This window comes from Streptomyces sp. NPDC059696, assembly GCF_042733745.1.
GTDB lineage: Bacteria > Actinomycetota > Actinomycetes > Streptomycetales > Streptomycetaceae > Streptomyces.
The window spans coordinates 94398-117187 of the sequence record NZ_JBHWFG010000024.1; the positions used below are offsets into that span (position 1 = coordinate 94398).

Genomic DNA, 22790 nt, shown 5'->3' on the forward strand with positions numbered 1-22790 from the left:
CGGTCCTCACAGCCGGTGCGCTTTGAGGGTCATGTGCAGCAGTAGCCGGTCCTCGCCGTCGTCCAGGTCGAGGCCGGTGAGCTTCTCGATGCGGGACAGGCGGTAGTACAGGGTCTGGCGGTGGATGCCGAGTTCGGCGGCGGCCCGGGCGGCCTGGCCGGCGCAGTCGAGGAAGACCTCGGCGGTCCGGGCGAGTTCCTGGTGGACGGGGGTGAGCAGCGCGCGGGCGACGGGGTCCTGGGCGACCTCGGGCGGCAGGGCCGTGAGCAGCCGGAACGGCCCGATCGACGCCCACTGCGCGACCGGCCCGAACCGCGCCTCGGCCCGTGCCGCCCGGGCCGCCGCCGACGCCTCCCGCCAGGCGGCTGCCGTCTCGGCGAGCCCGGAGCGGGGAGTGGCGATGCCGGCGGCCGGAGCCGCTGCCGGGCGCGGGCCGCTGCCGCTCGGCCCGCCACCACCCTCCGGGCCGCTGCCTGCGCGCGCCCGCTCCAGCAGACGTCCCGCCGCCGTCGTCGCCGGCGTCAGCACGTCCGAGGAGCGCAGGCGGATCAGCACCGCCAGACACTGGGCCGTCGCCCCCCACGGCAGGGTGCACAGCGCCGCCGCCCCCGGCACCGCACGGACCGACGGAGCGTCCTCCGGGTCGGCCGAGGGCCAGGGTGCGACGCACACCAGGGCATGGAGGCCGTCGGCGCGGGGGCCGAGGGCGGTACGGAGTTCGGCGACGGCCATGTCGCCCTGCCAGCCCGGCTCGGCGGTGAGAACGGCCCGGAGTTCGCGGCTGAGGTCGGCGCCGTGCTGTGCCTCGTCCGCGAGCAGGGCACCGATGCGGGCCGTGACCCGCATGGCGGCGGACAGCTGCCGCTCGCTCGGGCCGGGATCGTCGTCCAGCAGCCAGACGTAGCCGTGCACCACACCCCGGTGGCGGACAGGCAGGCAGATGCGGCCCCGCAGGACCCCGGCCTCCGGTGTCGGCGGGATCCGGACCGGTTCCGTCGCGCGGGTGATGCCGAAGCCCTCGAACCAGGCCCGGACCGCGGCCGTCGAACGGCGGGTGAGGATCGAGCGGGTGCGCACCGGGTCCAGGGCCGAGGGATCGAGGTCGCCCTCACTGTCGTAGGCGCCGAAGGCGAGCAGCTCGAAGTCCCGGTTCTCCAGGGTCGCGGGCGCGCCGAGCAGCTCCGAGATCTCGTCGACCAGTTCCTCGTAGTCGCCCCTGTGTTCCGACGTCACCCCCGCATTGTCGCGCACGTCCCGGACCCCTTCATACATCTGTCTGAGATCTGCGGCACGGATGCGTGACAGCTGTCGATGGCAGACGATCGGAGGGATCCTTAGGTTTCACGGTGGTTCTCCGTGCCGTACCCGACGCGTCGTCCGCGAGGGGTCCGGCCTTCATGTTGCTTGTGCTCTGGAGGTGCCCCGTGCTGGGTCCCGTGATTCTCGCCGCGTCACGCAGCGACCGGATGCGACGCCTGATCTCGGCGGCCCCGGTGACCAAGCAGGTCGTCGACCGCTTCATCCCGGGCGAGGACGTCGACGACATCGTCCCCGTCGTCCGCGACCTGACCGGGCAGGGACTGGAGCTGACGATGGACGTCGTCGGCGAGGACATCACCAGCCCCGCGCAGGCGGCCGCCGCCCGGGACGCCTACCTGGAGCTCGTGGACCGCCTCAAGCCGCTGGAGCTCGGCACCCGCGCCGAGATGTCGGTGAAGCTGTCGATGTTCGGGCAGGCGCTGGAGGGCGGCCACGAGCTGGCCCTGAGCAACGTCCGCCCGGTCGTCGAGGCCGCCGCCGAGATCGGCACCACGGTCACGCTCGACGCCGAGGACCACACCACCCTCGACTCGATGTTCGCCATCCACGAGGAGCTGCGGAAGGACTTCCCGCAGACCGGCTGCGTCATCCAGGCCTACCTGTTCCGCACCGAGGCGGACGCCCGCCGCCTCGCGGAGAGCGGCAGCCGGGTCCGCCTGGTCAAGGGCGCGTACAAGGAGCCGGCCTCCGTCGCCTACCAGGACAAGCACGAGATCGACCGGGCATACGTGCGCATTCTGCGGACGTTGATGCAGGGGAAGGGGTACCCCATGATCGGGTCCCACGACCCCCGCCTGATCGCGATCGGCCAGGAACTCGCCCACCAGGCCGGGCGCAAGCCCGACGAGTACGAGTTCCAGATGCTCTACGGCATCCGCACCGACGAGCACCTGCGGCTGGCTGCCGAGGGCCACCGGATGCGCGTCTACACCGCGTACGGCACCGACTGGTACGGCTACTTCATGCGCCGTCTCGCGGAGAAGCCGGCCAACCTGCGCTTCTTCGCCCGCTCGATGCTCACCAAGGGCTGACAGCCCGGCAAGGGCCGAGAGCCCCTCGAGGGCTGAGACCGACACACCGCTCAGTAAGGAGTTACGGAAAACATGGACGCTGTGACCCAGGTCCCCACCCCCGTCAACGAGCCGGTGCACGGCTACGCCCCCGGCTCGCCCGAGCGCGCCCGGCTGGAGGCCAAGCTGAAGGAGCTGGCCGACAATCCGGTCGACCTGCCCTGCACCATCGGCGGCGAGAAGCGGATGGGCGGCGGCGAGGCCTTCCAGGTCGTCCAGCCGCACAACCGCAAGGCCGTGCTCGGCACGTACCGCAACGCCACCCAGCAGGACGCGCAGGACGCCATCGACGCGGCCCTGGCCGCCGCGCCCGCCTGGCGCGCCATGGCCTTCGACGACCGCGCGGCGATCATCCTGCGCGCCGCCGAGCTGCTGTCCGGCCCGTGGCGGGAGACGCTCGCCGCCTCCACCATGCTCGGCCAGTCCAAGACCGCCCAGCAGGCCGAGATCGACACGCCCTGCGAGCTGATCGACTTCTGGCGCTTCAACGTCTCCTATGCCCGCAAGCTCCTGGCCGAGCAGCCCCCGGCCAACGCCCCGGGCGTGTGGAACCGTCTGGACCACCGTCCGCTGGAGGGCTTCGTCTACGCGATCACGCCCTTCAACTTCACCGCCATCGCGGGCAACCTGCCGACGGCCCCGGCCCTGATGGGCAACGTCGTCGTGTGGAAGCCGTCCCCGACGCAGACGCACGCCGCCGTGCTGCTCATGCAGCTGCTGGAGGAGGCCGGACTGCCCAAGGGCGTCATCAACCTCGTCACCGGTGACGGCATCGAGGTCTCCAAGGTCGCCCTGGAGCACCGCGACCTCGCCGGCATCCACTTCACCGGCTCGACCAAGACCTTCCAGTACCTGTGGAAGACGGTCGGCGCCAACATCGAGAAGTACCGCACCTACCCGCGCCTGGTCGGCGAGACCGGCGGCAAGGACTTCCTCGTCGCCCACCCCTCGGCCGACCCGGCGATCCTGAAGACGGCGCTGACCCGCGGTGCCTTCGAGTACCAGGGCCAGAAGTGCAGCGCCACCTCCCGGGCCTACATCCCCGCCTCGATCTGGAACTCCGGCTTCAAGGAGGAGTTCGCGGCCGAGGTCGACGGCATCAAGATGGGTGACGTCACCGACCTGTCGAACTTCATCGGCGCCGTCATCGACGAGCGTGCCTTCGCCAAGAACAAGGCCGCCATCGACCGGGCCAAGGAGGACGCCTCCTGCACGATCGTCGCGGGCGGCACCTACGACGACTCGGAGGGGTACTTCGTCCGCCCGACCGTCATCGAGTGCACCGACGCCGACAACGAGGTCTTCCGCACCGAGTACTTCGGCCCGATCCTCGCCGTGCACGTCTACGAGGACGACAAGTACGACGAGATGCTGACCCAGATGGAGTCGGTCTCCGACTACGCCCTGACCGGTTCGGTCGTCGCGAACGACCGCGCGGCCGCCGCGTACACGGCGAACAAGCTCCGCTACGCGGCCGGCAACTTCTACATCAACGACAAGTCCACCGGCGCCGTCGTCGGCCAGCAGCCCTTCGGCGGCGGCCGTGCCTCCGGCACCAACGACAAGGCCGGCGCCCCCCAGAACCTGATGCGCTGGACCCTGACCCGCGCCATCAAGGAGACCCTGGTCCCGCCGACCGACTACACCTACCCGCACATGGGCTGACACCCCCCGCACGAACCGACGGGCCAGGTCGAAAAGACCTGGCCCGTCGGCATGTCCCGGGAAAGACTGGGCCGATGACCCTCCGCGTGCGCACCGCTCACACCGCCGATCTGACCCCCGCCGAACTCGACGCCGTACGCGGCCTGCTGGACGCCGCGTTCGAGGGTGACTTCGGCGACGAGGACTGGGACCACGGCCTCGGAGGGGTGCACGCCCTCGTCCACGACGGCCCGGCGCTCCTCGCGCACGGTGCGGTCGTGATGCGGCGGGTGCGGCACCGGGGCCGGTGGCTGCGTGCCGGGTACGTCGAGAACGTGGCCGTCCGCGCCGACGCCCGGCGCACCGGCCTCGGCGGACGGGTCATGGCGGAGCTGGAACGCGTCGTCGACCGGGCCTACGACCTCGGCGCCCTCTCCGCGAGCGACGACGGGGCCCGGCTCTACACCTCCCGGGGCTGGCGGCTCTGGGACGGCCGGGTGCACGCCCTCAGCCCGCTCGACGGGATCGTCCGGCTGCCCGAGGAAGAGGACAGCACGTTCGTGCGGCCCGCCCTCGCCGGCCCGCTCGACCCCGCGCGCGAACTCGTCTTCGACTGGCGCGACGGTGACGTGCTCTAGAAATCGCCGCAGGTCAGCGGGGTGTGACCCAGTCCACCGTCTCAGATAGTAGGAAGTCCGAGTAATTGTGGAGACAGACGCTCCGCGCTCCCTTAGCTTTGTAGGAGCCGAACGTCTCGCTCGATCAAGCGAATGGCGGTCGAGAGCCGGGCCCCGTGCAGGCAATCCCTGCGGCACCGCTCCCCGCCCCTTCCGGCGTCTCGTAACCCTCCCTGTGCACTCCGTGCTGTCGAAGGAGTCGATGTCCCATGGCCGAGACGACCGTCCGCCGCCGAGTCCGTCACGTTTCCCGTACGACCGAGTCCGACCGGAAGAACGCCGCCGCCGCGCTCCAGCGCGCCCTCGACCGCAGGGACAACGGCGGATCCAGCGGCCACTGAGCCGCGGCAACACCGCAGGACCGGGAGCCGCCCGCGGGGCGCGGTGCGGGGCCTCACGCCCCGCGCCGCACCTCGAAGTGGTCGATCCGCTCACCGCTCGACGCCAGCGCCGACACCTTCAGCCTCGGCCTGGCGCCGCTGACCGCCTCCACCGAGAGGAACGAGAAGCCGCGGTAGCGCACCCGTGACCACTGCGCCGACTCCGCCTTCATGTCCCGGGACTTGGTCCACCGGAACGTGGCGACCGGCTCGTGGTCGGCGGTGTTCCCCTCGTAGCTCTCCTTCACGCCGCCGGGGAAGCCGTACAGCTCCTTGCCGCCCCCGCCCGCGGTGACGTACACGATCCCGTCCCGCCGCGGGTCCGTCGTGCCGCCGACCGGCACCGGCCGGCCCACCTCGCCGCCCCGGATGGCGTCCGTCCGTTCGTAGACGTGGTTGTGCCCGTTGATCACCAGGTCCACCTCGTGCCGCGCGAACAGCGGCAGCCACTCGGCACGCACCCCGCCGTCGGAGGCGTGCGTGGACGTCGAGTACGCGCAGTGGTGGAAGAAGACGACGATGAAGTCGACGTCCTTCGAGGACCGCAGCTCACCGAGCTTCGCGTCCAGCCACCTCGTCTGCCGCCCCTCCGAGTAGCCGAAGTTGGCGGGGATCTCGTACGACACGTCGTTGGCGTCCAGCGCGACCACGCCGACGTTGCCGTACGTGAAGGCGTACACGCCCGGTGCCGTGCGCGGGTCGAAGCCGCTGTCCGGCAGGGAGAACCGGGCGAGTTGCCCCCCGTAGCCGTCCGGCGAGTACCAGGCCTCCATGTCGTGGTTGCCCGTCGTCACCATCCACGGCACCGACCGGGCCACCGGCTCGGTCTGCTTCAGGAACCGGTCCCACTGGGTCGCGTCGAAGACGTCCGACTCCCTGCCCTTGCCGGTCGGGTCCGCGTAGCAGATGTCGCCGGCGTGCAGATGGAAGGCGGGCTTCCGGCGCAGCAGCGTACGGTCGTTGAGGGCCGCCTCGTCGCCGACGCCCTGGTCGCCGAACGCGGTGAACACGAAACGGCCGGGAGGCCGGGCCGGTGCCGTGCGGAAGGTCGTGACGGTCGCCCGGTGCCGCGGGTCGGCCGGGTCGAAGCCCTCGTGGCCGACGCCGTAGTAATAGGTCGTGTCCGGGCGCAGGCCGTCCAGCGCGGCGTGCAGGTAGTACTGCTCGACCGCCGCCCGGACGCCCTTCAGCTCCGGGGTGCGCAGGTCGCGCAGCTCCGCTTCGACCTTGCGGCCGAGGTCGTCGGGGCGCAGGCCCACCCGGACGTAGGGCCTGCGCACCGCGAGCGGCACCTGCCAGGAGATCCGCATCTGCGTCTTCGGGTCGGCGCCGAAGGCCAGATGGCGGCCGAAGGGCGTGACGAGGGAGCCGGGCGCCGTCGACGTGGTGGACGACGGGGCCCCGGCCGATGCGCCGGACCGCCCTGGACGCGCACCGGAGCCGGAACCCGAGCAGCCGGTCAGCAGCCCGCTCGCCACCGCGCCCGCGGTCACCAGGGTGCGCCGCCGCGACAGCCGGGTCCGCAGGTACTCGTGCTGCTCCGCCATGCTCATCCGGCCGGCGAGCTCGGGCGGGATGCCGAAGTGGGGGATCTCCATGTCCAGTGAATGTCCCAGCAGAGGCCGACGGGCGCACCACATACGGGTGAACGGCACCCGACGGACGCGTGCCGTCCCCCGGTCGGGTGCGTCCCGCCTGTCCGCATCACGGACAGTGTGTGTCATCCCATGGGACGAGGAGTAGGGTGCCCGCATGTCTCGCAGCATCAATCTCGCAGTGATCCCCGGTGACGGCATCGGCCAGGAGGTCGTGGCCGAAGGCCTGAAGGTCCTCTCCGCCGTCCTTCCGCAGGATGTGAAGCTGGAGACCGAGGAGTACGACTTCGGCGCCCGGCGCTACCACGCCACCGGTGAGACCCTCACCGACGCCGACCTCGACGCCCTGAAGCGGCACGACGCCATCCTGCTCGGCGCGATCGGCGACCCGTCGGTGCCGTCCGGCGTCCTGGAGCGGGGCTTCCTGCTCAAGCTGCGCTTCGCCTTCGACCACCACGTCAACCTGCGCCCGTCGAAGCTGCTGCCGGGTGTGGCCACCCCGCTCGCCGGTGAGCCGCAGATCGACTTCGTCGTGGTCCGCGAGGGCACCGAGGGCCCGTACACCGGCAACGGCGGCACGATCCGCAAGGGCACCGCGCACGAGGTCGCCACCGAGGTGTCGGTGAACACGGCCTTCGGCGTGGAGCGCGTGGTGCGGGACGCCTTCGCCCGGGCCCAGGCCCGCCCCCGCAAGAAGCTGGCGCTGATCCACAAGAACAACGTGCTGACCTTCGCCGGTCACCTGTGGACCGACATCTTCAACCGGGTGGCCGAGGACTTCCCCGAGGTCACCACCGAGTACATGCACGTGGACGCGGCGACGATCTACCTCGTCACGCAGCCCGAGCGGTTCGACGTGATCGTCACCGACAACCTCTTCGGCGACATCATCACCGACCTGGCCGCGGCCGTCTCCGGCGGCATCGGCGTCGCCGCGAGCGGCAACATCAATCCCTCCGGCGACTTCCCGTCGATGTTCGAGCCCGTGCACGGCTCGGCCCCGGACATCGCCGGGCAGGGCAAGGCCGACCCGACCGCCACCGTGCTGTCCGTCGCCCTGCTGCTGCGCCACCTCGGCTACGAGGCCGAGGCCGCCCGCATCGACGAGGCGGTCTCCGCCGACCTCGCCGAGCGCACCGGCAAGCCCGCCCGCTCCACCTCGGAGATCGGTGACGCCCTCGCCGTACGCGTAGCCGGCTGACCCTCCCCCAGTGCCTGAAGGGCCTGGGGGGACCCCCAGCTGCTCTTCCGCAAGCCGCCGGGTCGCATCCGCGCCCGGCGGCTTTCGCATGTTCCCCGCCGGGTGCCACCATCGACCACCGGGCCGCAGTCACCCCGTTCCTTCCACGGCCGCCTCCGGGCGATAATCGAACGCGAGGCCGCGCAATGAGGAATGCTCGGACGTCCTAGCACTGGTCACCATCAGAGCAGTACCGAGCGCGGCCCGTCACTACAACCGGTGAAGGACATCAACCCATGACGACGCCCACGATCGAGCTCAAGCCCTCCGCCAACCCGCTCTCCGCCGCCGAGCGCGAGCAGATCCTGGCCAACCCCGGGTTCGGCCGCCACTTCACCGACCACATGGTGACGATCAAGTGGACGGAAGGCCGTGGCTGGCACGACGGCCAGCTCGTGCCGTACGCGCCGATCTCCCTCGACCCCGCCACCACGGTGCTGCACTACGCGCAGGAGATCTTCGAGGGTCTGAAGGCCTACCGCCAGCCCGACGGGTCCGTCGCCACCTTCCGCCCGGAGAAGAACGCCGAGCGGTTCCAGCGCTCCGCCCGCCGGCTCGCCATGCCGGAGCTTCCGGTCGAGACGTTCATCGAGGCGTGCGACGCCCTGGTCCAGCAGGACAAGGCATGGGTGCCGGCGCACGGCGGTGAGGAGTCCCTCTACCTGCGCCCGTTCATGATCGCCACGGAGGTCGGGCTGGGCGTGAAGCCGGCCAACGAGTACCTCTTCCTGGTGATCGCCTCCCCGGCCGGGGCGTACTTCCCCGGCGGTGTGAAGCCCGTGTCCATCTGGGTCTCCGAGGACCGTGTCCGCGCCGTCCCCGGCGGCATGGGCGACGCGAAGACGGGCGGCAACTACGCGGCGTCCCTGCTCGCGCAGGCCGAGGCCGCGACGAAGGGCTGCGACCAGGTCTGCTACCTCGACGCCGTGGAGCACACCTGGGTCGAGGAGCTGGGCGGCATGAACCTGTACTTCGTGTACGGGAACAAGATCGTCACGCCGTCCCTGACCGGGTCGATCCTGGAGGGCGTCACGCGTGACTCCCTGCTCGCCGTCGCCCGTGACCTCGGGTACGAGGCCGAGGAGGGCCGGGTCTCGGTCGACCAGTGGCAGCGGGACTCGGAGAACGGGTCGCTGACCGAGGTCTTCGCCTGCGGTACGGCGGCGGTGATCACTCCGGTCGGTACGGTGAAGCGGGCCACGGCGGAGTGGAAGCAGAGTGGGGGAGAGCCGGGCGAGGTCACGCTGCGGCTGCGTCAGGCGCTGCTGGACATTCAGCGGGGTACGGCCTCGGACGCCCACGGCTGGATGCACAAGCTGGGCTGAGCACACCTGGCCCCCGGGGGCTCCGCCCCCGGACCCCCGGCCTATGCCCACCCACCACCCGACCCGGTCGGCCAAGAAGCCGGACCGGTGACCGTGCCCGAACCCGTCGGGTGGTAAGCCGGACCCCCGGCCGATGCCCACCCCCCACCCGAACCGATCGGTCAAGGAGCCGGGCCTTCGTCCCGCCGGGATCCGGTCGGTCAAGAAGCCGGGCGTGAATCGATCGGACGAGAAGCGGGCGTCGCCTCACCGGCCCCGGGCTCCTCTGCGGGTGACCCCGGGGCCGACAGCGCATAAGCCACCCCTCCCACCACCCCCGACAGCAGGAAGCTGCAGTCCACCCCGCCGGTCAGGGACAGCAGCGGGCCCTCGTACGACGGCAGGGACACCGCCAGGACGCCCACCGTCGCCCCGGCCGCCCACGACAGGGTCGCGGGGACGTTCCAGCCGGAGCGGTACCAGTAGACGCCGCCCCGCGCGCGGCGGTTGAAGACCTGAAGGGCCTCCGGGTCGTAGACGCCGCCGCAGCGGGCGAAGCCGATGAGCGTGATGACCGCCCAGGGCGTGCCGATGGCGGTCAGGAGCAGCACGAAGGACGTCATCGCGTCCTGCGCGGTCGAGTAGTAGTGCCCGGCGAAGACACAGGCCGTGGCGACGGCCGCGACCACGTACGTCGCCCGGGCCCGCGAGGCGCGCGGCAGGATCGCGTCCAGGTCGAGGCCCATCGAGTACAGCATCAGCCCCGCGTTGCCGACCGAACCCGCGGAGGCCGCGAGCAGCAGCGGGACCAGGTACCAGCCGGGGGCCGCGTCGACCAGCGGACCCGCGTAGTCGAGGGCGGCTCCGGCCGCGTACGCCGTGAACGTGCCGAACAGCTGCGGCACCAGCAGGCCCAGCATCAGCCCCAGCCAGGTCGCGTGCAGCACCCGGCGGGAGGAGTGCCGGGCCGGTGAGATGTAGCGGGTGTAGTCGCCGAGCAGCGTGATGAACGCGACCGGCCCGGACAGCCCCGCGGCCACCGCCGCGAGCAGCCAGGTGGGCCAGAAGCCGCCCAGGAGATAACCGCCGGTCTCGGGCAGCGCGGCGGTGGTGAATGCGGGCGCGTACGCGATCACCCCGACGGCCAGCAGGGCCGTCATGCCGAACGCCAGCACCCGGGACATCGCGAGCAGCACCCGGTAGCCGTAGACCGCACCGGCGACGGTGGCCGCGGCGAGCAGCCCGTAGACGACGCCGTACGACAGCCCGCCCTGCGGCAGTCCGGCCAGGCGGCCCAGGACGCTCACCATCACGTCCCCGCCGATCCACACCGTCAGCGCGGTGTAGCCGAGGGCCAGGAGCAGCCCGACCACCGAGCCGACCAGGCGCCCGCGGACCCCGAACTGGGCGCCGGAGGAGGTCGACAGGTTGGTGCCGGTGCGCAGCGAGACCAGCGCCAGCGGGGCCGTGAACAGCACGCCCACCACCGTGCCCGCGAGCACCGCACCGACCGACGACCACCAGTCCAGGCCGAAGGACGGCGGCAGCCAGCCGAAGACGATCACGCCCAGGCAGAGGTTGGAGCCGAGCAGGATCGAGACGAGGTCGCGTGGCCCGCTCGTGCGTTCCTCCTCCGGGATGGTGTCGACTCCGCGCTGTTCGATCGGCATGCTGGTCTCCCTTGGTTAGAACGACGTTCAATGTGATGTGTGCATTGCTCCACCGTCAACCTTTCGGTCGAGAGAATTTCATGTTTAGAGTGATGCTCTAACTGGAGGGAGTGACATGCGGCTGACCCCGACCGAACGCGACCGGCTGCTGCTCTTCGGCGCCGCCGAGCTCGCCCGCGCCCGCCGCGCCAGGGGACTGAGGCTCAACGTCCCCGAGGCGACCGCGCTCATCGCCGACACGGTGTGCGAGGCCGCCCGGGACGGCAGGCGGCTCGCGGAGGCCGTCGAGGCCGCCCGGTCCGTCCTCGGGCCCGGCGACGTGCTGCCGGGCGTCGCCGACGTCGTCACGGAGGTGCACGTCGAGGCCGTCTTCGACGACGGCTCCCGGCTCGCGGTCGTGTCCGACCCCATCGGCGGCGGCTCGGGGCCGGACGCCCCCGGCGCGCTGCTGCCCGGGCCGGACCGGTCCGAGCCCGAGCCGGCCGAGCGGCTCACGGTCACCAACACCGCGACCGTGCCGGTCTCGGTGACCTCCCACTTCCACTTCTTCGAGGCCAACCCGCGGCTCGACTTCGACCGCGGCCGGGCCTACGGCATGCGGCTCGCCGTGCCCGCGGGGTCCTCCGTCCGGTTCGGGCCGGGGGACAGCGCCGAGGTCGGGCTGGTGCCGATCGGGGGCGAGCGGATCGCCATCGGTTTCGCCGGGCTCGTCGACGGGCCGCTGGACGCGCCGGGCGCCAAGGCCGAAGCCCTGAAGCGGGCCGCCGCCTGCGGCTACCTCGGCGTACCGGAAACAGCTGATCAGGAGGTCGAGCGATGAGCCGCCCAGGAGGCCACCCCGCCGAGGCACGCCGCCTCACCCCGTACGAGTACGCCGCCACCCACGGGCCCCGCGCCGGCGACCGCATCCGCCTGGGCGACTCCGGGCTGGTCGTCCGGGTCGAGTCGGACTCCCAGCGCTACGGCGACGAGTTCCTCGCCGGGTTCGGCAAGACCGCCCGCGACGGACTGCACCTCAAGGCCGCCGCGGTCCGCGAGACCTGTGACGTCGTCATCAGCAACGTCGTCGTCATCGACGCCGTGCAGGGCGTCCGCAAGGTCTCCATCGGCATCCGCGAGGGCCGCATCCGCGCGATCGGCCGGGCCGGCAACCCCGACACCCTCGACGGGGTCGACGTCGTCGTCGGCACGGGCACCTCGATCGTCTCCGGCGAGGGGCTCATCGCCACCGCCGGGGCCGTCGACACCCACGTCCACCTGCTGTCGCCGCGCATCATGGAGGCCTCGCTCGCCTCCGGCGTGACCACGGTCATCGGGCAGGAGTTCGGCCCGGTGTGGGGCGTCGGCGTCAACTCGCCCTGGGCGCTGCGGCACGCGTTCAACGCCTTCGACGCCTGGCCCGTCAACATCGGCTTCCTGGGCCGGGGCTCGTCCTCGCACGAGGCGCCCCTGGTCGAGGCCCTCGCCGAGGGCGGCGCGAGCGGCTTCAAGGTGCACGAGGACATGGGCGCCCACACCCGCGCGCTCGACACGGCGCTGCGCGTCGCCGAGGAGCACGACGTCCAGGTCGCCCTGCACAGCGACGGGCTGAACGAGTGCCTGTCCGTGGAGGACACCCTGCGTGTGCTGGAGGGCCGCACCATCCACGCCTTCCACATCGAGGGCTGTGGCGGCGGGCACGTCCCCAACGTCCTGAAGATGGCGGGCGTACCGAACGTCATCGGCTCCTCCACCAATCCGACCCTGCCCTTCGGCCGGGACGCCGTCGCCGAGCACTACGGCATGATCGTCTCCGTCCACGACCTGAAGACCGACCTGCCCGGCGACGCGGCCATGGCCCGGGACCGCATCCGGGCCGGCACCATGGGCGCCGAGGACGTCCTGCACGACCTGGGCGCGATCGGCATCACCTCGTCGGACGCGCAGGGCATGGGGCGCGCGGGCGAGACCGTCCGCCGCACGTTCGCCATGGCCGGGAAGATGAAGGCCGAGTTCGGCGCCCCCGACGACGGGCACGACAACGAGCGCGTCCTGCGGTACATGGCCAAGCTGACCATCAACCCGGCCCTCGCGCACGGGCTTTCCCACGAGGTCGGGTCCATCGAGACCGGCAAGCTCGCCGACATCGTGCTGTGGCGCCCCGAGTACTTCGGCGCCAAGCCGCAGCTGGTGCTGAAGGCCGGTTTCCCGGCGTACGGCGTGGTCGGCGACCCGGGCGCGGCGACGGACACCTGCGAACCCCTCGTCCTCGGGCCGCAGTTCGGGGCGCACGGGGCGACACCGGCCGACATCTCGGTGGCGTTCGTCGCGCAGGCCGCCCTCGACCAGGGGCGCGACACCATGCCGACCCGGCGTCGCAGGGTCGCCGTGCGCGGCACCCGCGGCATCGGCCCGGCCGACCTGCGCCTCAACTCCCGCACCGGAGCCGTCGACGTCGACCAGCGCACCGGTCTCGTCACCCTCGACGGGGAGCCGCTGCGCTCCGAACCCGCCGATTCCGTCTCCCTCAACCGTCTCTACTTCCTCTGAGGATCAACGATGTCCGCAGCCGCCGACGGCTTCCGCATGCCCGCCGAATGGGCTCCGCACGAGCGGACCTGGATGGCCTGGCCGGGCCCGAACCAGACCTTCGACGACCCCGGGGAGCTGGCCGCCGCCCGCGTCGCGTGGGCCGCGGTCGCCCGGGCCGTCCGCCGCTTCGAACCGGTGACGGTGGTGTGCGGGCCGGGGCAGTCGGGTGAGGCGCGTGCCCTGCTGGGCGACGGTGTCGACACGGTCGAGCGGGACCTCGACGACGCCTGGATGCGCGACATCGGCCCCACCTTCCTGACCGACGGGAAGGGGCGACTGGCCGCCGTCGACTGGACGTTCAACGGCTGGGGCGCCCAGGAGTGGGCCCGCTGGGAGCACGACGCGAAGGTCGCCGGGCACGTCGCCGACCTCGCCGGGGCACGGACGTACGCCTCGGAGCTCGTCAACGAGGGCGGGGCGATCCATGTCGACGGCGAGGGCACGGTCCTGCTGACCGAGACCGTCCAGCTCGGCCCGGAGCGCAATCCCGACTGGTCCCGCGAGCAGGTCGAGGCCGAGATCCACGCCCAGCTCGGCACCCGCAAGGCGATCTGGCTGCCGCGCGGCCTGACCGGCGACTACCCTCCCCACGGCTTCGGCACCCTCGGCCACGTCGACATCGTCGCCGCCTTCGCCCGCCCGGGCGTCGTCGTCGCCCACTCCCAGCCGGACCCCGCCCACCCCGACCATGAGGTGACCCGGGAGGTCATCGGGCTGCTGAAGACCCAGACGGACGCGCGCGGCCGGCGCCTGGAGGTCGTCGAGGTCCCCGCCCCGACCGTCCTGGAGGCCGACGGCCACTGGGCCGACTACTCCTACATCAACCACTACCTCTGCAACGGCGGCGTGGTGCTGTGCGGCTTCGACGACCCGCGCGACGAGATCGCCGCCGGCATCTTCCGCCGCCTCTTCCCCGAGCGGACCGTGACCCTGGTGGACGCCCGTACGATCTTCGCGGGCGGTGGCGGCATCCACTGCATCACGCAGCAGCAACCGAGGATCTAGGAGCGCGCATGGCCGGTGGGCGAAAGCAGGCCCCGCCCCGCGAGGACGTCCTCGCCGCGGCCATGGAGATGATCGCCGAGCGCGGCCTGGAGAAGCTCACCATGGCCGCGCTCGGCCGCGAGGTCGGCATGAGCAGCGGCCACCTGCTCTACTACTTCGGCTCCAAGGACGAACTGCTGCTGCGCACCCTGGAGTGGAGCGAGGGCCGCCTCGGCGCCGAGCGCGGCCGGCTGCTGACCCGGACCGCGCCCGCCCGCGAGCGCCTCGCCGCCTTCGTCGACCTGTACGTCCCCGACGGCCACCGCGACCCGCACTGGACGCTGTGGCTGGAGGTGTGGAACCGCTCGCAGACCGCCGACGCCGACGCCCGCGACCGGCAGGCCGCCATCGAGGGCGCCTGGCACCGCGACCTGGTCGCGCTGCTCGCCGAGGGCATCTCGCGCGGGGAGTTCCGGCGCGTGGACCCGGACCGCTTCGCCGCCCGGCTGCGGGCGCTGCTCGACGGCTTCTCCATCCACGTGGCGATCGGCCTGCGCGGCACCGACCGGGCACACGTGCTCGCGCACGTGAGCGAGTTCCTCACCGACAGCCTCCTCACCGACAGCCTCCTCACGGACACCTGAACCCCCGCCCGGGCCGTCCTCCCCCCGGCCTCGCACCTCCACGTCCGTCACCTCGCGTGACCGACCGCATCCTGAGACAGCGGTGAGCGGAGCGCGGGGATTGTGCCAAACTGCCCCCGTGCTCTCGTTCGCCATGATTATTGGCAGCAGGCGCGCCGGTCCGCAGTGACCGCCACGTACGACCAGGTACGGGCGGACACCGTCGTCCTCGACCCGCGCGCAGACCTCTCGCACCCGCGAGAGGTTTTTCGCATTTCTGGCCCACCCGCAGCCGGAGGCGAGAGCGCGAGGGACCATGTGAGGGCGGTGGAGCCGGTCATTCCGGTACGACCGAGATCCCATCCTCAGGAGCCTTGAGACCATGACCGACACCAGCGAGCTCGACGACTCGTTCCACGTCTTCGACACCACCCTGCGCGACGGCGCCCAGCGGGAGGGCATCAACCTCACCGTCGCCGACAAGCTGGCCATCGCACGGCACCTGGACGACTTCGGCGTGGGCTTCATCGAGGGCGGCTGGCCGGGCGCCAACCCCCGGGACACCGAGTTCTTCGCCCGCGCCCAGCAGGAGATCGACTTCCGGCACGCCCAGCTCGTCGCGTTCGGCTCCACCCGCCGCGCTGGCACCACCGCCGACCAGGACCCCCAGGTCAGAGCGCTCCTGGAGTCCGGTGCGCCGGTCATCACCCTGGTCGCCAAGTCACACGACCGCCATGTCGAACTCGCGCTGCGCACCACCCTGGACGAGAACCTGGCGATGGTCCGCGACACCGTGTCCTTCCTCAAGGCACAGGGCCGCCGGGTCTTCATCGACTGCGAGCACTTCTTCGACGGCTACCGCGCCAACCCCGAGTACGCCAAGGCGGTCGTCCGCACCGCGTCCGAGGCCGGCGCGGACGTCGTCGTCCTGTGCGACACCAACGGCGGCATGCTCCCCGCCCAGATCCAGGCCGTCGTCTCCACCGTCCTCGCCGACACCGGAGCCCGGCTCGGCATCCACGCCCAGGACGACACGGGCTGCGCCGTCGCCAACACCCTGGCCGCCGTCGACGCCGGCGCCACCCACGTGCAGTGCACCGCCAACGGCTACGGCGAGCGCGTCGGCAACGCCAACCTCTTCCCGGTCGTGGCGGCCCTGGAGCTCAAGTACGGCAAGAAGGTCCTGCCCGAGGGGCACCTGCGCGAGATGACGCGCATCTCGCACGCCATCGCCGAGGTCGTCAACCTCACCCCCTCCACGCACCAGCCCTACGTCGGCCTCTCCGCCTTCGCCCACAAGGCCGGACTGCACGCCTCCGCGATCAAGGTCGACCCGGACCTGTACCAGCACATCGACCCCGAGCGGGTCGGCAACACCATGCGGATGCTGGTCTCCGACATGGCGGGCCGGGCCTCCATCGAGCTCAAGGGCAAGGAACTCGGCATCGACCTCGGCGGCGACCGCGAGCTGGTCGGCCGGGTCGTCGAGCGGGTCAAGGAGCGCGAACTCAAGGGCTACACCTACGAGGCCGCCGACGCGAGCTTCGAACTCCTGCTGCGCGCCGAGGTCCAGGGCAAGCCGCTGCGCTACTTCGAGGTCGAGTCCTGGCGTGCCATCGTCGAGGACCGGCCCGACGGCTCCCACGCCAACGAGGCCACGGTCAAGCTGTGGGCCAAGGGCGAGCGCATCGTCGCCACCGCCGAGGGCAACGGCCCCGTCAACGCCCTCGACCGCTCCCTGCGCGTGGGCCTGGAGAAGATCTACCCGCAGCTCGCCAAGCTGGAGCTGGTGGACTACAAGGTCCGCATCCTGGAGGGCAAGCACGGCACCAACTCCACGACCCGCGTGCTCATCTCCACGTCCGACGGCACGGGCGAATGGTCGACCGTCGGTGTCGCCGACAACGTCATCGCCGCGAGCTGGCAGGCCCTGGAGGACGCGTACACGTACGGGCTGCTGCGCGCGGGCGTCGATCCGGCGGAGTAGCCCGGGGCCGGCGCAGTAGCCCGGGGCCGGCTCAGTAGCCCGGGGCCCGGCGGCGGAATGACCGCGGGGTGGTGTCACACGGCCGTGTCCCGGAGCCGAGGCCCCGGGGCGCGTGTCACCTCGCGGTGTCCCGGAGCCGAGGCCCGGGGCGCGTGTCACGTCGCGGTGTCCCGGAGGCGAGGCGCCGGGGCGTGTGTCGCCTCGCGGTGTCCCGGAGTCGAGGTCCCGGGGCGTGTCACGTCGCGGTATCCCGGAGGCGAGGCGCCGGGGCGTGTGTCGCCTCGCGGTGTCCCGGAACCGAGGCCCCGGGGCGTGTGTCACATCGCGGTGTCCCGGGAGCGCGGCACCGGAACCTCGCCGCCCCGGTCCCGTCCGGGGCTCCGGTCGAGGCGGAACAGGCCCGCGGTGTGGGAACGCTGGCCGGTGGCGGAGGCGGTGGAGCGGGTCAGCTCCTCGACGCCGTCGGCCAGATACCCGACCCACGCCGCGCCCTCGTCCTCGATGATCCGCTGCGCGTCGGTCCGCAGCCGCTCGATCACCCCGAGCAGGGCGGCCTGCTCCTTGTCACTGGGGGAGTCGGTGGTCCGCAGGAACGCCTGCGCCCAGTCGGACTGCGCCTTCTTGAGGATCTGCTGCAACGCCATCTCCGCGCGGATGTAGCGGGTCCAGGACGCCGAGAACCCGAAGATCCGGTCGAAGAGCACACACCCCGCCCCGCCGGCCAGGAACACGAAACCCCACTCGGGCCGCACGGTCGTGGGCGAGGCGGCGTGCACCAGCGGCGTGATCGTGCCGACGATGCCCAGCAGCGTGGCGAGCGCCCGCAGCGAACGCGACCACAGCGACGGGCCACGGCGCCGCGCCAGGTACCAGCCGATCGCCGACGTCACCTCCGCCTCGGCGTGCCGGAACAGCTCCCACAGCAGGTCGGCGCGCGTACGCGACCGGTCCAGCTCGGTCAGTTCGGACACCGTCATGTCCGCAGCCCCGCGTCGTCCGAACATGTCCCCGCTCCCGCCCCTCCTGGATGGCCAGGGGCATCCTAGGCCGTGTCCGCCACGCCCCGCCCGCCCGCGACGGACACGGACCGGGCACAGCCTCGCCCCCTGTCTCTTGCTCGCTGAATAACCCTTTCTGGGGTGTTTCGGGTAGCTTCGAACATATGAGGGTCGCACTGGTGCGTACCGTCGCACGTCTGCTGATCGTGCCGTTCGCCGCCGTCCTGGCGGTGCTGCTGGCCGGTGCGCCGGGCGCGCACGCGGCCACCGACCTCTCCGAGGTCGCCCGGAACCTGCGCGAGAGCCCGGTGTACGTGGATCCGGCCGCCTCCGGGCAGCTCGCGGCGTCGGACGCCGAGGCGCTCGCCGACAAGATCAAGGACGCGGACAAGCCCGTCCTCGTGGCGGTCCTCCCGGCCGGCTATCCCACGCAGGACCTCTTCCGCAACCTCCGCACCGAGACCGGCGTCACCGGCCTGTACGGCATCCGTCTCGGCGACCGTTTCGACGCCCGCGCCGACAGCTCCGTGATGAGCCGGCAGACCGTGTCCAACCTGGTCACGGCCGTGCAGGGGGCGGGCGACGCCAAGGCCCAGCTGAACGACTTCGTCGACGACGCCCTGCGCAACGTGGGCGGGTCGGCGCCGAGCAGCTGGAGCGGCGGCTCGGGCACCGACGTGCCCGTCGGCGGCCTGATCACGGTCGGCGCCCTCGTGGCGGCCGGCGGCGCGGGCGCCTACGCCCTGGTCCGCCGCAACCGGCGCCGCCACGAGGAGGAGCAGCGGGCCGCCCTGGAGAAGCTGCGGGTGGTCGTCGACGAGGACATCACCGCGTTCGGCGAGGAACTCGACCGGCTCGACTTCCATCCCGGGGAACCCGGCGCCGACGACGCGATGCGCACCGACTACGAGCGCGCCCTGGACTCCTACGAGCAGGCCAAGTCCCTGATGGCGGCCGCGACGAAACCCGAGGACGTGCGGGCCGTCACCCAGGCCGTGGAGGACGGCCGCTTCTCCCTCGCCCGGCTCGCGGCCCGCCGCGAGGGCGGGGCCCTGCCGGAGCGCCGCCCGCCCTGCTTCTTCGACCCCCGCCACGGCCCCTCGGTCGCCGACGCCACCTGGACGCCCCCGGCCGGCACCGCCCGCGAGGTCCCCGTCTGCGCGGCCGACGAAAGGCGTCTGGCCGAGGGCCGCGATCCGGTGATCCGCGAGGTCGACACCGACTACGGCCGCCGCCCCTACTGGGACGCCGGACCGGCGTACGGCCCCTGGGCCGGCGGCTACTTCGGCGGCGGGCTCCTGCCCGGCCTCCTCGTCGGCACCATGCTCGGCAGCATGATGGCCGGTCCCGCCTACGCGGCCGACTACGGCTCCGGCTACGGCGACTTCGGCGGCTACGAGGGCGGCGACGTCTCCGGCGCGGACTTCAACACCGGCGACTTCGGCGGCGATTTCGGAGGCGGCTTCGGAGGCGGGGACTTCGGCGGCGGCGGGGACTTCGGGGGCGGTTTCTGACCAGGGCCCGGGTCCCGGGCCCCCGGGGGTGCCGGCTCAGCGCCGCAGCGGCTGCCCGTCCGCGCGCCGCTCCCGGATGCCGCGCCCCGCCACCCCGGCGACCACGAACGCCGCCGCGACCAGACCCGCGCTGACCCACACCGGCGCCCGGTACCCGAGCCCCGCGCCGAGCACCGTCCCTCCCGCCCAGGGACCCACCGCCGCGCCCACGTTGAACGCCGCCGTCGCGAAACCACCCGCCAGGGTCGGTGCGCCCGGCGCCGCGGACAGCGCCCGCGCGATCAGCGTGGAGCCGACGCCGAAGGACAGGGCGCCCTGCGCGAGGACGAGCGCAAGGGCGAGGACCGCATGGCCCGCCCCGAGGGCAAGCGCGCACCAGCCCGCGCCCAGCGCCAGACCCCCGCAGCCGAGGACCGCCAGGGGACGCCGGTCGGCGAGACGCCCCGCGACGGTCACGCCGAGGAACGCCCCGGCCCCGAACAGGGCCAGGACCGCGGGCACCCAGCCGTCGCCCAGCCCCGTCACCTCGGTGACCAGCGGCGCGAGATAGGTGAAGGTGCAGAACGTCGCGCCGTTCAGCAGGGCGCCCAGCAGCAGGGTGACGAGCAGCCGCGAGTCGCGCAGCGACCGCAGTTCACCGCGCAGCGCGGGCGGCGCACCCTCGGCCGCACCGCCCGGCACGGACCAGGCCACCGCGACCAGCGCCGGCAGGGACACCAGGGCGACGGCCCAGAACGCGGCACGCCAGCCCCACAGTTCGCCGAGCACGGCCCCGGCCGGGACCCCGGCCACGCACGCCAGCGTCACCCCGCCGAGCAGCGTGGACGTCGCGCGTGCCGTCGCACCGGCCGGGACCATCCCCACGGCGGCGACCAGCGCGACCGCGAGGAAACCGGCGTTGGCGAACGCCCCCGCCACGCGCGTGACGAGCAGGACGGTGAAGCTGTCGGTGAGCGCACCGACCACATGGGCGGCGAGGAAGACCCCGAGGAAGGCCAGCAGCGCGCCCCGCCGCGGCCAGCGCCGCGCGAGCCCCGCGACAAGGGGCGCCCCTACCACCATCCCCGCCGCGAAAGCCGAGGTCAGCGCACCCGCGGTGGATACGGACACCCCCAGGTCCCGCGCGATGGCGGGCCCCAGCCCGGACAGCATGAACTCGGACGTACCCTGCGCGAACACGGCAAGGCCCAGCAGAAGAAGAGCGAACGGCATGAAAGAACTCCGCACCGAAAGGTCGACGTCGGACACGACAGTCGGACGGCACACCGGCAGCGGAGCGGAGCGGGCGGCTTCAGCGGCCCGGCATCGGCGTCACGATCAGCCACCGGAGAGCCGGTGGCCACACTCTGGACGCCTCGGGGCCTGACATGAACGGCAGGCTAGGCGTGCCGGGGCGGGCGGGTCCACCGGTTTTCCTTTCCGCGCCGCCCGGGCGGCGGTGCGGAAGCCGGAGTCGGTGAAGCCCCAGAGGCGGTGCGTGCGCGCGGAGGGGGGCATCCGTAAACGGAACGGAACGGAACGGGCCCGGCGCCCCTCGGCGCCGGGCCCCGAAGCCGCGTGTCAGAGGGTCGATGCCGCCGAGGCGATGGCGGAGGCGAAGGTGGAGACCTCCGTGTAGACGCCGGGGGCCTCGGGCCGGGCGCAGCCCTCGCCCCAGCTCACGATGCCCACCTGGATGAAGTCGCCCGCGTTGTCCTTGCGGAACATCGGGCCGCCGGAGTCGCCCTGGCAGGTGTCGACACCGCCCGCGTCGAAGCCGGCGCAGATCTCCTCGTTCGCGACCAGGCCGCTGTAGAGGCCGCCGTAGGCCTTGCACGCGGCGTCGCTGACGAAGGGCACGGTCGCCTTGAGGAGGTAGCGCTGCTGGGAGCCGCCCTCCCGGTTCGCGCCCCAGCCGGCGACGGTGAAGTCACCGGTGTTGTACTGCGTCGTCGTGGCGATCTTCAGCGTCGGCAGATTGATGGGCTGCGCGAGCTTGATCAGCGCCCAGTCCTTGCCGGTGCCGTTGTAGCCGGGGGCGCGCAGCACCTTGGTGGAGCGGACCTGGACCCGGCCGCTGGTCGACTGGAGGTCGACGACCCCCGCGGTGGCGGTGATGCCGGTGTTGTTGCCGGAGCTGCCCACGCAGTGCGCGGCCGTGAGCACGATCTGCTGGGTGTAGAGGGCGCCGCCGCAGCCCATCGACAGCCGGACCATGAACGGGAACTCGCCCTGCGCGGCCCGGGTCCCGCCGACGACGGGCGACGGGGCGGCCTGGGCGGCGGAGACGGGCTGGAGACTGGCGATCGCGAGTGCGGCGGCGCCGAGGACCGCGCATCTCTTGAGGGCCGTGAGGAGTCTCTTCAACGTGATGCCTTCCGTGGGGGGTTGACTGGGGAGGTGCAACCGAAGCATCAGATTGACGAGTGCATGACAGCAGCGGAGACAAAAAGAACGTCCATGTGCTGGCATGGACTGGTCAAAATACTGCTGCTGGATTATGGGAACGCCGACGGTCCTTGCACAAGGGCCGGGAACCGGCCAGACCGGCCCGGTGACGCTTCACCGGGCCGGCCCCCCAGGGCTCACGCGTTCCGGATGGCCGAGATGTCGAAGTTCAGCTTGATCTTGTCCGAGACCAGGACGCCGCCGGTCTCCAGTGCGGCGTTCCAGGTCAGGCCCCACTCGGAGCGCAGGATCTCCGCCTTGCCCTCGAAGCCGACGCGCTCGTTGCCGAAGGGGTCCTTCGCGGCGCCGTTGAACTCGAGGTCGATGGCGAGCGTGCGGGTGGTGCCGAGGATCGTCAGTTCGCCGGTGATCCGGTAGTCGTCGCCGCCGAGCGCCTCCGCCTTGGTGGAGCGGAAGGTCATGGCCGGGAACTCGTCCGTCTTGAAGAAGTCCGCGCTCTTGAGGTGGCCGTCACGGTCGGCGTTGCCGGTCTCGATGCTGTCCATCACGACGTCGAGGGAGGCCGTCGAGCGCGACGGGTCGGTGCCGTCGAGGTGCAGCGTGCCGGTGAAGTCCTGGAAGCTGCCCTTGACGTTCGTGACCATGGCGTGCCGGGCGGTGAAGCCGATCGTCGAGTGCGCCGGGTCGATCGTGTAGTCGCCGGTCAGGGCGGCCAGCTCCGGGTTCACGGCGGTGTCCGCGGCAGCGGTGCGGGTCTCGGTGCGGTTGAAGATGCCCATGGTGTACGCCTCCTGTGCGTGATGTTGAATCTTTAACTACTCCAAC

At 72.1% G+C, this 22790-nt stretch carries 19 protein-coding genes; 12 read left to right on the forward strand and 7 right to left on the reverse strand.

The window, feature by feature from the left end:
* Positions 1 to 6: 6 nt before the first annotated feature.
* Positions 7 to 1272 carry a PucR family transcriptional regulator gene (locus tag ACFV20_RS25040; protein ID WP_385659882.1) on the reverse strand — a complete coding sequence of 422 codons (1266 nt, stop codon included), beginning with the start codon at positions 1270 to 1272 and terminating at the stop codon, positions 7 to 9.
* Between the two features lie 152 nt (positions 1273 to 1424).
* Here ACFV20_RS25040 and ACFV20_RS25045 point away from each other — a divergent pair, with 152 nt between their 5' ends.
* The 4 genes from ACFV20_RS25045 (at position 1425) to ACFV20_RS25060 (ending at position 5052) form a co-directional block, all read left to right on the forward strand.
* Positions 1425 to 2351 (forward strand): proline dehydrogenase family protein, encoded by a 927-nt coding sequence (locus tag ACFV20_RS25045; RefSeq protein WP_385659883.1) that lies wholly within the window; start codon positions 1425 to 1427, stop codon positions 2349 to 2351.
* Between the two features lie 72 nt (positions 2352 to 2423).
* Positions 2424 to 4055: an L-glutamate gamma-semialdehyde dehydrogenase gene (gene pruA, locus ACFV20_RS25050; protein WP_385659885.1), complete on the forward strand. Its 1632-nt coding sequence runs from the start codon at positions 2424 to 2426 to the stop codon at positions 4053 to 4055.
* 74 nt (positions 4056 to 4129) lie between these two features.
* Positions 4130 to 4672: a GNAT family N-acetyltransferase gene (locus ACFV20_RS25055; RefSeq protein WP_385659887.1), complete on the forward strand. Its 543-nt coding sequence runs from the start codon at positions 4130 to 4132 to the stop codon at positions 4670 to 4672.
* A gap of 248 nt (positions 4673 to 4920) precedes the next feature.
* Positions 4921 to 5052 (forward strand): hypothetical protein, encoded by a 132-nt coding sequence (locus tag ACFV20_RS25060; RefSeq protein WP_104781486.1) that lies wholly within the window; start codon positions 4921 to 4923, stop codon positions 5050 to 5052.
* Between the two features lie 53 nt (positions 5053 to 5105).
* Here the strand turns inward: ACFV20_RS25060 and ACFV20_RS25065 are convergent, their stop codons facing one another.
* Positions 5106 to 6689: a purple acid phosphatase family protein gene (locus ACFV20_RS25065; protein WP_385659889.1), complete on the reverse strand. Its 1584-nt coding sequence runs from the start codon at positions 6687 to 6689 to the stop codon at positions 5106 to 5108.
* Positions 6690 to 6843: 154 nt separating this feature from the next.
* Here ACFV20_RS25065 and ACFV20_RS25070 point away from each other — a divergent pair, with 154 nt between their 5' ends.
* Together ACFV20_RS25070 and ACFV20_RS25075 are read left to right on the forward strand one after the other, a co-directional pair.
* Positions 6844 to 7887 carry a 3-isopropylmalate dehydrogenase gene (locus ACFV20_RS25070; protein ID WP_385659891.1) on the forward strand — a complete coding sequence of 348 codons (1044 nt, stop codon included), beginning with the start codon at positions 6844 to 6846 and terminating at the stop codon, positions 7885 to 7887.
* Positions 7888 to 8162: 275 nt separating this feature from the next.
* A complete protein-coding gene (locus ACFV20_RS25075; protein WP_385659892.1) occupies positions 8163 to 9251 on the forward strand; it encodes a branched-chain amino acid aminotransferase in 1089 nt (362 codons plus the stop codon).
* 200 nt (positions 9252 to 9451) lie between these two features.
* Here the strand turns inward: ACFV20_RS25075 and ACFV20_RS25080 are convergent, their stop codons facing one another.
* Positions 9452 to 10900 (reverse strand): cytosine permease, encoded by a 1449-nt coding sequence (locus tag ACFV20_RS25080; protein ID WP_385659894.1) that lies wholly within the window; start codon positions 10898 to 10900, stop codon positions 9452 to 9454.
* 115 nt (positions 10901 to 11015) lie between these two features.
* Between ACFV20_RS25080 and ureA the strand changes: the two genes are divergently transcribed.
* The 5 genes from ureA to cimA all read left to right on the forward strand — a co-directional run bounded on the left by ureA (position 11016) and on the right by cimA (position 17065).
* Complete coding sequence (gene ureA, locus ACFV20_RS25085) at positions 11016 to 11720, forward strand: urease subunit gamma (protein WP_385659895.1); 705 nt, start codon at positions 11016 to 11018, stop codon at positions 11718 to 11720.
* Positions 11717 to 13429, forward strand: a complete 1713-nt coding sequence (locus tag ACFV20_RS25090) for an urease subunit alpha (RefSeq protein WP_385659897.1) — start codon at positions 11717 to 11719, stop codon at positions 13427 to 13429. The genes ureA and ACFV20_RS25090 overlap by 4 nt, the downstream gene beginning before the upstream one ends.
* Before the next feature lie 9 nt (positions 13430 to 13438).
* The gene (locus ACFV20_RS25095; RefSeq protein WP_385659899.1) at positions 13439 to 14476 is read left to right on the forward strand and encodes an agmatine/peptidylarginine deiminase; all 1038 of its coding nucleotides are present in this window, start codon (positions 13439 to 13441) and stop codon (positions 14474 to 14476) included.
* An 8-nt stretch (positions 14477 to 14484) separates the two neighbouring features.
* Positions 14485 to 15099 (forward strand): TetR/AcrR family transcriptional regulator, encoded by a 615-nt coding sequence (locus ACFV20_RS25100; RefSeq protein ID WP_385659901.1) that lies wholly within the window; start codon positions 14485 to 14487, stop codon positions 15097 to 15099.
* Positions 15100 to 15460: 361 nt separating this feature from the next.
* Positions 15461 to 17065 (forward strand): citramalate synthase, encoded by a 1605-nt coding sequence (cimA, locus tag ACFV20_RS25105; RefSeq protein ID WP_385659903.1) that lies wholly within the window; start codon positions 15461 to 15463, stop codon positions 17063 to 17065.
* Positions 17066 to 17382: 317 nt separating this feature from the next.
* Here the strand turns inward: cimA and ACFV20_RS25110 are convergent, their stop codons facing one another.
* Positions 17383 to 18069: an SLATT domain-containing protein gene (locus ACFV20_RS25110; protein WP_385659905.1), complete on the reverse strand. Its 687-nt coding sequence runs from the start codon at positions 18067 to 18069 to the stop codon at positions 17383 to 17385.
* Positions 18070 to 18227: 158 nt separating this feature from the next.
* Between ACFV20_RS25110 and ACFV20_RS25115 the strand changes: the two genes are divergently transcribed.
* Positions 18228 to 19577 carry a hypothetical protein gene (locus ACFV20_RS25115; RefSeq protein ID WP_385659907.1) on the forward strand — a complete coding sequence of 450 codons (1350 nt, stop codon included), beginning with the start codon at positions 18228 to 18230 and terminating at the stop codon, positions 19575 to 19577.
* A gap of 36 nt (positions 19578 to 19613) precedes the next feature.
* Here ACFV20_RS25115 and ACFV20_RS25120 read toward each other — a convergent pair whose 3' ends face one another.
* The 3 genes from ACFV20_RS25120 to ACFV20_RS25130 all read right to left on the reverse strand — a co-directional run bounded on the left by ACFV20_RS25120 (position 19614) and on the right by ACFV20_RS25130 (position 22744).
* Complete coding sequence (locus ACFV20_RS25120; protein ID WP_385659909.1) at positions 19614 to 20789, reverse strand: Cmx/CmrA family chloramphenicol efflux MFS transporter; 1176 nt, start codon at positions 20787 to 20789, stop codon at positions 19614 to 19616.
* 348 nt (positions 20790 to 21137) lie between these two features.
* A complete protein-coding gene (locus ACFV20_RS25125) occupies positions 21138 to 21923 on the reverse strand; it encodes a S1 family peptidase (protein ID WP_385659910.1) in 786 nt (261 codons plus the stop codon).
* 218 nt (positions 21924 to 22141) lie between these two features.
* Positions 22142 to 22744, reverse strand: coding sequence for a YceI family protein (locus ACFV20_RS25130; RefSeq protein WP_385659911.1), 603 nt, complete (start codon positions 22742 to 22744; stop codon positions 22142 to 22144).
* Positions 22745 to 22790: the final 46 nt, after the last annotated feature.